The organism is Blastococcus sp. SYSU DS0828, assembly GCF_054050975.1.
This window is the reverse complement of sequence record NZ_JBJHAK010000006.1, coordinates 64568-76785: the sequence shown is the minus strand read 5'-3', so window position 1 is coordinate 76785 and position 12218 is coordinate 64568. Positions and strand designations below refer to the sequence as shown.

General features: G+C 72.3%; 12 protein-coding genes and 1 tRNA gene. 8 read left to right on the top strand and 5 right to left on the bottom strand.

What is annotated here, in order from left to right; translation table 11 throughout:
• Positions 1-62 precede the first annotated feature (62 nt).
• Positions 63-758: a DUF2306 domain-containing protein gene (locus ACI79Q_RS06775; RefSeq protein WP_456599498.1), complete on the top strand. Its 696-nt coding sequence runs from the start codon at positions 63-65 to the stop codon at positions 756-758.
• A 9-nt stretch (positions 759-767) separates the two neighbouring features.
• Here ACI79Q_RS06775 and ACI79Q_RS06770 read toward each other — a convergent pair whose 3' ends face one another.
• Complete coding sequence (locus ACI79Q_RS06770; protein WP_456587618.1) at positions 768-1154, bottom strand: hypothetical protein; 387 nt, start codon at positions 1152-1154, stop codon at positions 768-770.
• A 106-nt stretch (positions 1155-1260) separates the two neighbouring features.
• Here ACI79Q_RS06770 and ACI79Q_RS06765 point away from each other — a divergent pair, with 106 nt between their 5' ends.
• Positions 1261-1410, top strand: coding sequence for a hypothetical protein (locus tag ACI79Q_RS06765; RefSeq protein WP_456587813.1), 150 nt, complete (start codon positions 1261-1263; stop codon positions 1408-1410).
• A 111-nt stretch (positions 1411-1521) separates the two neighbouring features.
• Here ACI79Q_RS06765 and ACI79Q_RS06760 read toward each other — a convergent pair whose 3' ends face one another.
• The 3 genes from ACI79Q_RS06760 to ACI79Q_RS06750 all read right to left on the bottom strand — a co-directional run bounded on the left by ACI79Q_RS06760 (position 1522) and on the right by ACI79Q_RS06750 (position 4622).
• The gene (locus ACI79Q_RS06760) at positions 1522-2067 is read right to left on the bottom strand and encodes a hypothetical protein (protein ID WP_456599499.1); all 546 of its coding nucleotides are present in this window, start codon (positions 2065-2067) and stop codon (positions 1522-1524) included.
• Positions 2064-2351, bottom strand: a complete 288-nt coding sequence (locus ACI79Q_RS06755) for a helix-turn-helix transcriptional regulator (protein ID WP_456587616.1) — start codon at positions 2349-2351, stop codon at positions 2064-2066. The genes ACI79Q_RS06760 and ACI79Q_RS06755 overlap by 4 nt, the downstream gene beginning before the upstream one ends.
• Before the next feature lie 336 nt (positions 2352-2687).
• Entirely contained in the window at positions 2688-4622 is a 1935-nt protein-coding gene (locus ACI79Q_RS06750) for an alpha/beta hydrolase (RefSeq protein ID WP_456614422.1), read from the bottom strand.
• A 146-nt stretch (positions 4623-4768) separates the two neighbouring features.
• Here ACI79Q_RS06750 and ACI79Q_RS06745 point away from each other — a divergent pair, with 146 nt between their 5' ends.
• The 6 genes from ACI79Q_RS06745 (at position 4769) to clpX (ending at position 11090) form a co-directional block, all read left to right on the top strand.
• Complete coding sequence (locus tag ACI79Q_RS06745) at positions 4769-6223, top strand: amidase (RefSeq protein WP_456614421.1); 1455 nt, start codon at positions 4769-4771, stop codon at positions 6221-6223.
• A gap of 49 nt (positions 6224-6272) precedes the next feature.
• A tRNA-Pro gene (locus ACI79Q_RS06740) sits at positions 6273-6346 on the top strand.
• A gap of 132 nt (positions 6347-6478) precedes the next feature.
• Positions 6479-7933: a trigger factor gene (tig, locus tag ACI79Q_RS06735; protein ID WP_456587613.1), complete on the top strand. Its 1455-nt coding sequence runs from the start codon at positions 6479-6481 to the stop codon at positions 7931-7933.
• Between the two features lie 299 nt (positions 7934-8232).
• On the top strand, positions 8233-8871 hold the full coding sequence (locus tag ACI79Q_RS06730; protein WP_456587612.1) for an ATP-dependent Clp protease proteolytic subunit: 639 nt from the start codon (positions 8233-8235) through the stop codon (positions 8869-8871).
• 19 nt (positions 8872-8890) lie between these two features.
• Complete coding sequence (locus tag ACI79Q_RS06725) at positions 8891-9520, top strand: ATP-dependent Clp protease proteolytic subunit (RefSeq protein WP_456587611.1); 630 nt, start codon at positions 8891-8893, stop codon at positions 9518-9520.
• Between the two features lie 295 nt (positions 9521-9815).
• Positions 9816-11090, top strand: coding sequence for an ATP-dependent Clp protease ATP-binding subunit ClpX (gene clpX, locus ACI79Q_RS06720; RefSeq protein ID WP_456587610.1), 1275 nt, complete (start codon positions 9816-9818; stop codon positions 11088-11090).
• A 208-nt stretch (positions 11091-11298) separates the two neighbouring features.
• On the opposite strand, the gene ACI79Q_RS06715 is transcribed toward clpX, so the two are convergent.
• Positions 11299-12210 (bottom strand): DUF559 domain-containing protein, encoded by a 912-nt coding sequence (locus ACI79Q_RS06715; RefSeq protein WP_456596082.1) that lies wholly within the window; start codon positions 12208-12210, stop codon positions 11299-11301.
• Between the last annotated feature and the right edge of the window lie 8 nt (positions 12211-12218).

Genomic DNA, 12218 nt, shown 5'->3' with positions numbered 1-12218 from the left:
GGACCCGGGAACCGGTCTTTCCGGCGATGACCTGCGGCGGCGCCGTCCCGAGGATCGGGTGCATGACCGCAGCACTCCGGACAACGCCCCGCCCCCGGCGGCGGTGGCTGGTGCCCGCCGCCCTGATCGCCCTGGCCCTCGTGCCACTCCTCGCCGGTGCCGCCCGGCTCATCGAGCTCTCCGGAGGTGCGGCAGCGCTCCCCGAACCGCCGCGCTCGGCGGCCGCGCCGGTGCCGCTCGTGGTGCACATCGTGAGCGCGCTGGTGTTCACCGTGGTCGGCGCCTTCCAGTTCGTGCCGGGCACGCGGGGACGCCGACCCCGCTGGCATCGGGTGACCGGGCGGATCGTCGCCCCGGTCGGCCTCGTCGCCGCACTCAGCGGGCTCTGGCTCACCGCCGTGATCACCGGCGCCGACAGCGGGCTGCTCACGGTCTTCCGTGCGGCCGCCGGGGCCGGGATGGCCGTGGCCATCGTTCTCGGTGTCACCGCCGTCCTGCGCCGCGACATCCGCCGGCACCGGGCCTGGATGCTGCGCGGCTACGCCCTCGGGCTCGGCGCCGGCACGCAGGTGTTCACCGCCGGCTTCTGGCTGGTCGTGGCCGGCGCACCGGGCCCGACGGCCGAGGCCCTCACCATGGGCGCCGGCTGGCTGATCAACCTGGCGGTCGCCGAGTGGCTGATCCGCCGTCGCCCGGCCGGCCGGCGGCTGCCCACCGCGACCGGCCTGCAGACGGCGCCGGTCGAGCAGTTCGGGTGACCGGCGGCGTCAGCCGTCTCCGCGGTCCTGGGCGGGATCGACGTCCCCGAGCACGAGGCGCTGCCGCTCGACCTCGGCCCGCACCGCGGCCAGGTCGCCGGCCGACCGCAGCAGGTGCGTGAGCGCTCCCGCGCTGTCCGCCCGGGCCGCGCGCGCGAGGCTGTCGAGCAGCTCCTGCAGCGCGCCGCCCCGCTCGCCGTGGTGCACCAGCCGGGCGACGTCGTTGACCGTGCTGCGCACGTCCTGCACCAGCAGCGGGAGCTCGCGCACGGCGTAGCCGACCAGCACCACCAGGTCGAACGGGAGACGCACCAGCGCCGCGGCCGCGGGCAGCACGCCGAACTCCGGCGGCGGCGGGGGAGTGGCCGGGCCGAGGCCGTCGTCGTCGATCTCCACCGCGAGGCCTCCGTCCCTGGGGCGCGCTCCGACCGCCCGTGCGCTCCCCGGCAGGCTAACGGCCGGCGACGCCTCCCGCGGATCGGATCCGGAGGCCGCCGCTACGGTGCCCGGTGCGACCGCGGGCACCTGGATGGGCGCCACCGCGCAGGCAGAGCTGGTGGCAGGCCAAGCGCAGGGCGAGCTCGACTGGGACGACGCGCACCTGATCAACGCCGCGGTCGACATCCACGCCGACGACCCTGCCTTCGGATAGCGGTGTCGCCTTCGATCGCGCGGAGACGCGGGAAGCAGTCGGCGGCCGTGGTCTTCGGCCAGAACCCGCGTGCGGAGCGGGCCATGGGTTGTGGTCGGGGTGCGGTGTCGGTCAGTCGTCCTGGTCGTCCAGGGGTGCCTGCCAGCGCCAGGTCAGGGCCGCGGCGGGGAGCGTGGAGATCGTGAAGAAGGACGCGAGGGTGAGGTAGATCCAACCGTCCCCGTCGAACAGGCCGGTGGTCCCGGTCTTGGTGGCGACCCCGTCCGCGATGGCCAGCACCCACAGCACGAACAAGAAGGCCAGCGTCAGATGGAAGGCGTCTCGGTACCCGCGGTCGCGCTGGCTGATCTCACGCTCGTCGAGCAGGACCTCGGGCGCGGCATCGAGCATCTGCGTCGCCCGGCGCAGCACGAGGACGCCGGCCATGCCGAGGACGGCTACGAGCATCATGAGCAGGAGGCCGAGGGTGTCGGCGAGGACGGCGGCGACCACCCCGACGGTGAAGATGATCGCAGGCACCAGGGCCAGAGCGCGGCGCCGGCCGGGGGCGGCCAGCCAGCCGGGTAGAGGGCGCTGGCGCTTCTGCTGCATGCGGGCCTGAGCCGCGGCGCGCAGCTCGGCGCTGCGCTGGGCCGTGGTGGGGCGGGAGGTGCTCATGGGTTCGCTCCTGTCGTGCGAGGTGAGTAGAGCTGCGCGGACATGGCGGGGAACGGGGTGAGGGAGAAGATCGCCTCGACCGGCAGGTCGAAGTAGCCGGCCAAGCGCAGGGCGAGCTCCACCGAGGGTCCGTAGTCGCCGCGCTCGAGGAAGCCGACTGTCTGAGAGTTGATGCCCACGGCCTCGGCGAGCTCCCGACGGCTGAGGCCTCGCTCGGCGCGGAGCACCGCGAGGCGGTTGTGCAGCCCCTTGCCACCCTCACCGACCGCGTTCTTGCTTGGCATGCACGAAGTGTTGCGGATACGCAACGAATCGACAAGCGTGCCAACGTGGGGTCTCGGGCTGTGACGCGCCAACTACCGCCGCTGGCGGCCGGTGCGCGCCCCAGTAGACGCTCGCCTGGCCGACGTCGTCGACGGTCGCGGAGGCGCCGGCGGATCGCCGCCGGCACGATCTCGGGCCCTCCGCGTGATCAGTCGTGGTCACCGGGATCCAGCCGGAGGGGCGAACGGGCTCTCTGCCTGGCCGAATCTCCGCCCGTCGTGCGAGACCTGCCTCAGGTCCGCGACGAGCGGAGCGCGGGCGTCACCGACCGACAGGTGGGGGACCGGGCGCCCGGCTCAGGACTGCGGGGCCAGCGCTTCGACGGCCGGCAGGAAGACCTGCTCGCGATGGACGTCAGCCCGAGCCGGACTGGTCGTCAGCTGGACCACCAGCAGGCCGTCCGAGGTGTCGGCGAGCGCCAGTTCGACGCGCTGCCCGAGGTCCTCCAGCTGGTAGAGGTCCCAGGTGGCGGCCTCCGTCGACAGCTGCTCGACCGGCTGGGGTGGCTGGTCGGTGCCGAGCTGAGCCGCCAACTGCTGGAGAAGCTGGTCGGCGGTCGCCCCGGGGACGACCTGCTGGGTCAGGGAGACCAGCACCGAGTCCTGCCACACCCCGGGGATCACCTCGGTCCAGCCGCTCGGCCGCTGCCCGGTGAGGCCCAGCTCCTCGCTCTCGAACGACGTCATCTCGATCTGGACGTCATCCGCGGTGAAGGCCGGTGGCTCGATGTCGTCGACGCAGTCGGTCGCCGGCTCGCTCCGGGGATCGTCCAGGAACTCCTCGGCGATCTGCACCGCGCAGTCGTGGCTGGGCACCGCGCCGTGCCCGGTGAAGGGGAACCGGACGAAGACGCTGTTCGACAGCTCCGCGGCGATCTCCTCGCCCCACCGCGGCGGCGTGATCGGGTCCAGGTCGCCGGCGAGCACCAGCGCCGGGATGTCGCTGGCCACGGACTCGTTCGCGCCGGCGCCCGGCTCGCCGGCGTCCCACGAGGCGCAGACGTCGAAGACGCCGGGGCCCAGCGTCGGCGCGCCCTCGAAGAAGCCCTCCACCAGCGGGTGCTCGGCGGCAGCCGCGGCGACCTCCTCCTCAGCGGCGAAGGCGACCTCCTCCTGGCACTGGACGGCCAGCTGCTGCCCGATGCTGACCAGCTCGAGCTGCTGGGAGAGCGCGCCGAGCAGCAGGCCGATCGTCCCGAACTCGCCGTCGTCCGCCGCGGCGATGATCTCCGGCAGGTGCGGCACCAGCTCCGTGGAGTAGAGGGTCTGGAAGAGGAAGCCGACCAGCGAGTCCCCGTCGAGCTCGTCCTCGATGCGCTGCCCGTTCGTCGGGTCGACCACGGTGATCGGGGCCGGCGCGGCGTTCAGCTCGTCGACCAGGCCCTGGAACGTCTGCTCGAGCTCGGGGTACTGCGCGGCGCACCCGGCGTCGTCGGCGCACGTGGCGAACAGGGCCTCCATCGCCCGGACGGCGTTGCCGGGGGTCTCCTCGTAGAGGTCGGCGTCGATCGGGTAGGCGGCGTCCAGCACCACCGACCGGATGCCGTCGGGGTGGTCGCGCATCACGGTCTGGGCCAGCCGCGTGCCGTAGGAGATCCCGTAGAGGTTCCACTCGTCGTAGCCGAGAGCGACGCGCAGGTCCTCGAGGTCGGCGGCCGAGGCGGCGCTGTTGTAGTCGGCGAAGTCGATGCCGTCGTCGACCAGGCGCTGGCGGCACTCCTCCAGGGACTCGACGGCCTGGGCCTCCAGCTCCTCCGGGGGCAGGTCGGAGCCGAGTGACTCCTGGACCCACGAGCTGTACTCGTCGCAGGCCAGCGACGGTTCGGTCAGCCCGGTGCCGCGCTGGTCGACGAGCACGAGGTCCCGGTTCGCGGTGAGCGGCTCGTAGAGCTGGCCGAACCCCTGCGGCACGAGCTCCAGCGTGCTCTGGCCAGGCCCGCCCGACAGGTAGACGACGGGGTCGTCCGCCGGGCTGGCGGAGTCGCTGCGGACGATGCCGAAGGCGAGCTGGATCTCCCCGGAGCCGGGGTCGTCGCGGTCGGCCGGGACGGGCAGCGTGCCGCAGTCGATCTCCACCCCCGCAGGCACGTCGAACTCGCAGGCGCCCATCTCGACCTCGGCGGCCGTGGTGGGGCTCGTGTCACCTCCCGCGGCGTCGTCGTCGCCGCTGCTCGTGCAGGCACCGACGGCCAGCAGTGGAACCAACAGCAGTGCTGCTCGACGACTCGTCATTCGCCCTCTCCGTGTGCACCGGGGTGGTCGCGCCGGACGCGCACCCCATCATCGACTGCGCGAGGCGGTGCAGCACAGGCCGGTTCCATGACTCCTGCTCGACCGTCGCTACAACGTCCGTGGTCAGTCCGGCTAGCGTGCGCCGGGTGACCGACACCACGTGGCTGGACGCCACCGCGCAGGCCGAGCTGGTCCGCACCGGACAGGCCACCCCTGCCGAGCTCGTCGACGCCGCGATCGAGCGGATCGAGCGGGTGAACCCGCAGCTGGACGCCGTGATCCGCGACCGGTTCGACGCCGCCCGCGCCGAGGCGCGCGGCGAGCTCCCGGACGGCCCGTTCCGCGGTGTGCCGCTGCTGCTCAAGGACCTCGGCTGCCACGTCGCCGGCGAGGCCACGCACTACGGGACGTCGTTCCTGCGGGACGCCGACGTGCGCTGGCGCGTCGACAGCCACCTCGCGCAACGCTTTCGCGCGGCGGGCTTCGTCGTCCTCGGCCGCACCAACGTGCCCGAGTTCGGGACGACGATCACCACCGAGCCGGCCGCCAACCCACCGGCCCGCAACCCGTGGGACCCCAGCCGGTCGACCGGCGGCTCCAGCGGCGGGTCGGCCGCGGCGGTCGCCGCCGGACTGGTGCCGGTCGCCCACGCCAACGACGGCGGCGGCTCGATCCGCATCCCGGCATCGGAGTGCGGGCTGGTCGGGCTCAAGCCCACGCGGGCCCGGGTCAGCCAGGGGCCGGAGGTGGGGGAGAGCTGGGCCGGCGCCACCATCGACGGCGTCGTCACCCGCACGGTGCGGGACACCGCCGCCGTCCTCGACACGATCGCCGGGCCCATGCCCGGCGATCCGTACGCCGCCCCGCCGCTGCCCCGGCCGCTGGCCGACGAGGTGGGCGCGCCGGTGGGCCGGCTGCGGGTGGGGCTGCTCGACGCCGACCCGGGGGAGCAGTACCTCGACGACCCCGCGTGCCGGGCCGCGGTGGAGCACGCCGGCCGGCTGCTCGCGGACCTCGGCTGCGACGTCGGGCCCGGCACGCCGGGGGCGATGTTCGACCCGCAGTTCCCGCGCTTCTTCACCACCACCATCGCCGCCGACGTCGCGCTCACCCTCTCCGCGCTCGAACGCTCGGCGCTGCGCCGGCCGATCCAGGACGACGAGCTCGAGCCGCGCAACGTCATGTACCGCGCCGTGGCCCGGAAGCTCTCCGCCGAGGACTACCTCGGCGCCCGCACCTGGCTCGGCGCCTGGAGCCGCCGCATGGCCCGGTGGTGGGCGCCGCAGGAGCTGGGCGGGGAGGGCTTCGACCTCCTGGTGACGCCGACCATCGCCGCCCCGCCGCCGGAGCTCGGCTGGTTCACCGCGGCCGGGCCGAAGCAGGAGGGCCGGCGGACCAACAGCCTCATGCCGTGCACCGCGCAGTTCAACGTGACCGGTCAGCCGGCGATCAGCCTGCCCCTGCACCGCACCGACGGGGGCCTGCCCGTCGGCGTCCAGCTGGTCGCCGCCGTCGGCCGGGAGGACGTGCTGGTGCGGGTGGCCGCCGCGCTCGAGCAGGCCGCGCCGTGGGCCGACCGCCGTCCTCGGGTCTCCGCCTGACCGACCAGCCCTGGCCGGCGGCCGGGCGACGCCTAGACTCGGGCGGCCACGGGGTGTGGCGCAGCTTGGTAGCGCACCTGCTTTGGGAGCAGGGGGCCGCAGGTTCAAATCCTGTCACCCCGACCGGACGAGCGCGATGCCCGCATCCCGCCACCGCGCGCGTGCCCCGGACGTCTCTAGACTCGGGGGTCGACCCGGCGCCACCGTCGTCGTGGCCGCCTGCACACCACTGTCTCACCGAGGAGCACTGCCGCTGTGAAGAGCACCATCGAGGAACTGGGCCCCACGCGGGTCCGGATGGCAATCGAGGTGCCGTGGGGGGACCTGGACCACGCCTTCGGTGAGGTCTACAAGGAGCTGGGCAAGCAGGTCCGCGTTCCCGGGTTCCGCCCCGGCAAGGTCCCCAACCGCGTGCTCGACCAGCGGCTCGGCCGGCCCGTCGTCCTGGAGCAGGTCGTCCAGCACGCCGTTCCGGAGATCTACTCCGAGGTCATCCGCGAGAACCAGGTCCGCGTCCTGGGCCAGCCCGACATCGAGGTCACCCGCCTCGACGACAACGACACCCTCGCCTTCACCGCCGAGGTCGACGTCGCCCCGCAGCTCGAACTGCCGGAGCTCGACTCCCTGGCCGTGACGGTCGACGACGTCGAGGTCACCGACGAGGAGATCGACCAGCAGGTCGACGTCATGCGCGAGCGCTTCTCGATGCTCACCGGCGTCGAGCGCCCCGCGCAGGACGGCGACTTCGTCTCCATCGACCTGGAGGCCAAGCTCGACGGCGAGGTGCTGGAGGACGGCTCCACCACCGGCATGTCCTACGAGGTCGGCTCCGGCAACCTCATGGAGGGCCTCGACGACGCCGTCCGCGGGCTGTCCGCCGACGAGTCGGCGACCTTCCAGACCGCCCTGCTGTCGGGCCCCGACGCCGGCCGGCAGGCCGACGTCACCGTCACCGTCCGCTCGGTGAAGGAGAAGGAGCTCCCGGAGCTGGACGACGAGTTCGCCCAGACCGCCAGCGAGTTCGACACCCTCGAGGAGCTGCGCGAGGACGTCCGCACCCGGCTGGCCCGCTCCAAGGTGATCCAGCAGGGCGCCCAGGCGCGCGACAAGCTCGTCGAGCACCTGGTCGAGACCATCGAGGTGCCCATCCCCGAGAACCTGGTCGAGCGCGAGGTGCAGTGGCGCAACCAGGCCTTCGAGCGGGAGCTCCAGCAGGCCGGCATGGACTGGGACGCCTTCCTGCAGATGTCGGGCGTGGAGAGCCGCGAGGACTACGAGGCCGACCAGCGGAAGAACGTCGAGCAGGCGGTCAAGACGCAGTTCATCCTCGACGCCATCGCCGACGCCCGTGAGGTCACCGTCGACAACGACGACCTCTCGGCGCAGATCATGGCGCAGGCGCAGCGCAACCGGATGAGCCCGGAGCAGTTCGCGCAGCAGCTGCAGCAGAGCGGCAACATCGCCGAGTTCGTCGCCGACGTCCGCCGCACCAAGACCCTGGCCCAGCTGCTCGAGCAGACGACGATCACCGACGAGTCCGGCCGGAACGTCGACCTGGAGGCCCTGCGGCCGAAGACGGTCCAGGCGCCCGCCGAGGAGACCCCCGCCGAGGAGGAGCCGGCCGAGGACGACGACATCGCCGTCCAGGCCGTCGCCACCGAGGCCGCCGAAGGGGCGACCGAGGACACCGAGGACGTCACCAAGGCCTGAAAGAGGACCCCCTCCTCGTCACCACGAGCACGCTCGCGGTGAGTCTCGGGAGGGGGCCGGTGCACCGACGACGCCGTTCCGCCCACCTGGGCGGGGCGGCGTCGCGGCGTTCCGGGGCCGGTCGCTGCGCCGACGGCGAACACCGCCGCCACGGGGACTGTCCCGTCGCAGGTCCGCGTTAGGGTCGAGAGGACTCAGGCGATCGCCGAGGGGTACCGCCCCCCGGAGGGCCGAACCGGGCCCGCACCGCACCGAGACCGACTTGCCACGACACGCGTCCTACGGAGGTCACCGCACCCGTGAGCACCACCGACCCGAACCTGGCCGGCGCGCCGATGCTGCGCGCCGCGGCCGGGGGGATGAACCTCAACGACTCGGTCTACGAGCGCCTGCTCCGCGAGCGCATCATCTTCCTGGGCACCCAGGTCGACGACGTCATCGCCAACCAGCTCGTCGCCCAGATGCTGCTGCTCTCCGCCGAGGACCCCAAGAGCGACATCCACCTCTACATCAACTCGCCCGGTGGCTCGGTGACCGCCGGTATGGCCATCTACGACACGATGCAGTTCATCGACTGCGACGTCGCCACCTACGGGATGGGCCTGGCCGCCTCGATGGGCCAGTTCCTCCTGACCGCCGGCACCAAGGGCAAGCGCTACGCCCTGCCGCACGCGCGGATCCTGATGCACCAGCCCTCGGCCGGCGTCGGGGGCACGGCCTCGGACATCGCCATCCAGGCCGACCTGTTCCGGCGGACCAAGCAGGAGCTGTCGGAGCTGCAGGCGCAGCTCACCGGGCAGACCGTCGAGCGGATCATCGAGGACTCCGACCGCGACCGCTGGTTCACCGCGCAGGAGGCCCTCGAGTACGGCTTCGTCGACCACGTGGTCAGCCGCGCGACGATGACCGACTCGGCCAACCCCGTCTCGGACAACTGACGGTTCGGAGGAGAACCCCATGAGCTTCCAGATGCCCTCCAGCCGTTACATCCTGCCCTCCTTCGTGGAGCGCACGAGCTACGGCATGAAGGAGTCCAACCCCTACAACAAGCTCTTCGAGGAGCGCATCATCTTCCTCGGGGTGCAGGTCGACGACGCGTCGGCCAACGACGTGATGGCGCAGCTCATCACCCTCGAGTCGGCCGACCCGGACCGCGACATCACCATCTACATCAACTCGCCCGGTGGCTCCTTCACCTCGCTGATGGCCATCTACGACACGATGATGTTCGTCCGGCCCGACATCCAGACCGTCTGCATGGGCCAGGCCGCCTCGGCCGCCGCCGTGCTGCTCGCGGCCGGCACTCCGGGCAAGCGGCTGGCGCTGCCGTACTCCCGCGTGCTGATCCACCAGCCCTCCGGCGAGGCCGGCGGCCAGGTCTCCGACCTGGAGATCCACGCCGCCGAGATCGAGCGGGTGCGCACCCAGATGGAGCAGATCCTCGCCCGGCACACCGGCCGCAGCCAGGAGCAGGTCCGCAAGGACATCGACCGGGACAAGATCCTCACGGCCGAGGAGGCCAAGGAGTACGGGATCGTCGACCAGGTGATCCAGAGCCGCAAGCTCAACGCCCTCCCCACCGCCTGATCCGGTACGGGCCGGGGACGCGCGAGGCGCGTGTTCGGCCCGTACCGTCGGAGGTCGGAGGGCGCGACGGGACAGATGAGGGACGGCCACGGACGAACCGGGTGAGTCATTGCCTCACCTCGTCCGCGGCGGCAGGTACGTTCGGCGAACGCCCGATCCCCGGCCGGAAGCGCTGGGAGGAGAGCCTCGCGGGGCAGCCTGTCAGCGAGGTCGAACGGGGCAGAAATCTTCAGCAGGGTCCAACCCGCGGGTACCTGGCACCAGGACCGGCGACTGTCGAGGTGGAGGTCAGCAGGTGGCACGAATCGGTGAGAGCGGTGACCTGCTCAAGTGCTCGTTCTGCGGGAAGAGCCAGAAGCAGGTCAAGAAGCTCATCGCTGGCCCCGGGGTCTACATCTGCGACGAGTGCATCGATCTCTGCAACGAGATCATCGAGGAAGAGCTCTCGGAGTCGTCGGACCTGAAGTTCGACGAGCTGCCGAAGCCCAAGGAGATCCACGACTTCCTCGACCAGTACGTCATCGGCCAGGACAAGGCCAAGAAGACGCTCTCGGTCGCGGTCTACAACCACTACAAGCGGATCCAGGCCGGCGGTGACCGCGCCTCCCGCGAGGACGCCGTCGAGCTGGCCAAGTCCAACATCCTGCTGATCGGTCCCACCGGCTGCGGCAAGACGCACCTCGCCCAGACGCTGGCGCGGATGCTCAACGTGCCGTTCGCCATCGCGGATGCCACCGCCCTCACCGAGGCCGGCTACGTCGGCGAGGACGTCGAGAACATCCTGCTGAAGCTGATCCAGGCCGCCGACTACGACGTCAAGCGGGCCGAGACCGGCATCATCTACATCGACGAGGTCGACAAGATCGCCCGCAAGAGCGAGAACCCGTCGATCACCCGCGACGTCTCCGGCGAGGGCGTGCAGCAGGCGCTGCTGAAGATCCTCGAGGGGACGACGGCGTCGGTGCCGCCGCAGGGTGGCCGCAAGCACCCGCACCAGGAGTTCATCCAGATCGACACGACGAACGTGCTGTTCATCGTGGGCGGTGCCTTCGCCGGCCTGGAGCAGGTCATCGAGGCCCGCGCCGGCAAGCAGGGCATCGGCTTCGCCGGGGAGATCCGCGGCAAGCAGGAGATCGAGGACGCCAACGCCTTCGCCGAGGTCATGCCCGAGGACCTGCTGAAGTTCGGCATGATCCCCGAGTTCATCGGCCGGCTGCCGGTCATCACCAGCGTGCGGAAGCTGGACCGTCAGGCGCTGATCAACATCCTGACCCAGCCGAAGAACGCCCTGGTGCGCCAGTACCGGAAGCTGTTCGAGCTCGACGGCGTGGAGCTGGAGTTCACCGACGACGCGCTCGAGGCCGTCGCCGACCAGGCGATCCTCCGCGGCACCGGCGCCCGCGGGCTCCGCGCGATCATGGAGGAGGTGCTCCAGTCGGTGATGTACGACATCCCCAGCCGTGAGGACGTCGCCTCCGTGGTGATCACCAAGGAGGTCGTGCTGGAGCACGTCAACCCGACGATCGTCCCGCGCAAGCCCTCCCGCGCCCCCCGCGAGAAGTCGGCCTGATCCGCAGCTGACGCCGCGAGCCCGTCCCCGACATCGGGGGCGGGCTCGCGGTGTTCTCGCCCCGTTCAGCCCTCGCCGCGGGTGTCTGCTCGCGCCGCCCCGTCGCCCCGCCGCCCCGCCGCCCCGCCGCCCCGCCGCCCCGCCGCCCTCCCGCTCGGAGCAGGGGCGTTGTCCCGGTACGCGGCATTCCGGACGACCAGATGTCCGGTCACGGGACGACGCCGAGTCGCTGCCGGTAGATCTGAGCGATCTGCGCGCGGCAGCTGGCCGGCTCCGAGGTGGCCCGCCGGTAGCTGAACCGCAGCGTCTGCCACCCGAGCGCGGCGAGGGAAGCGTCCCGGCGGAGGTCCCGTTCGCGCGCGTCCTCCGACCCGTGGAACGCCGCCCCGTCCAGCTCGACCGCCAGCCGGACCTCGGGCCAGGCCGCGTCCAGGAGAACCGGCCCTTCCGGCAGGAGGACCCGGTGCTGGCGCCGGCACTCCGGGAGACCGGGAACGGTGAGGATGTGCTGGAGGCCGAAGATCTCCAGCTCGCTGTGGCTACCGCCCGCGACGAGCGCCAGCAGCTCGTGCAGTGCGGACCGCCCGGGTAGGTTCGGGCGACGGGCCAGCTCGCCCGTCACCTCGGCCGCATCCACGCTCCGGCGCTGCACCGCACGGAGCACCGCGGCTCTGGCGAGTCGGGGGGAGGCCCGCATCGCCGTCGCGCGATGGGCATCGCCCCAGGTGTCGACCAGAGCCCGGGGGACCGGGGTCGTCACCAAGCCGCGCGCAGCGGTCAGGCCGAGCGGTGTCCGGCTCCGGTGGACGCGCACCCACCGGGTGGTCCGGACCCTCGATCCCGCCGGCACCGTGACGTCCAGCTGCGTGTACTCCTCCCCGAGGCCGTGGACCGCGAGCGCGCTCCAGTGGCTGAGCGGCCCGCCGCAGTAGGACGTGGCGGCATGGGCGCGCACCGCCCAGTCATCGGCGAGCTGCGGGACGGTGACCCAGCCGGGGTGCAGCCGCACGAGCCGGCCGGAGGCCAGCCACCGGCTGATCGTGCGCGGGTCGACGTGCTGCGCGAGGGCCGCGGTCGAGGCCACCCGCATCGGGTCGAGCAGCCGGAGGATGTCGTGCACCGGCCCAG

Coding starts and splice junctions, on each gene's coding strand:
- ACI79Q_RS06750 (WP_456614422.1), bottom strand. CDS start 4,622: ATGACGAGTCGTCGAGCAGCACTGCTGTTGGTTCCACTGCTGGCCGTC.
- ACI79Q_RS06775 (WP_456599498.1), top strand. CDS start 63: ATGACCGCAGCACTCCGGACAACGCCCCGCCCCCGGCGGCGGTGGCTG.
- ACI79Q_RS06755 (WP_456587616.1), bottom strand. CDS start 2,351: ATGCCAAGCAAGAACGCGGTCGGTGAGGGTGGCAAGGGGCTGCACAAC.
- ACI79Q_RS06725 (WP_456587611.1), top strand. CDS start 8,891: ATGAGCTTCCAGATGCCCTCCAGCCGTTACATCCTGCCCTCCTTCGTG.
- ACI79Q_RS06760 (WP_456599499.1), bottom strand. CDS start 2,067: ATGAGCACCTCCCGCCCCACCACGGCCCAGCGCAGCGCCGAGCTGCGC.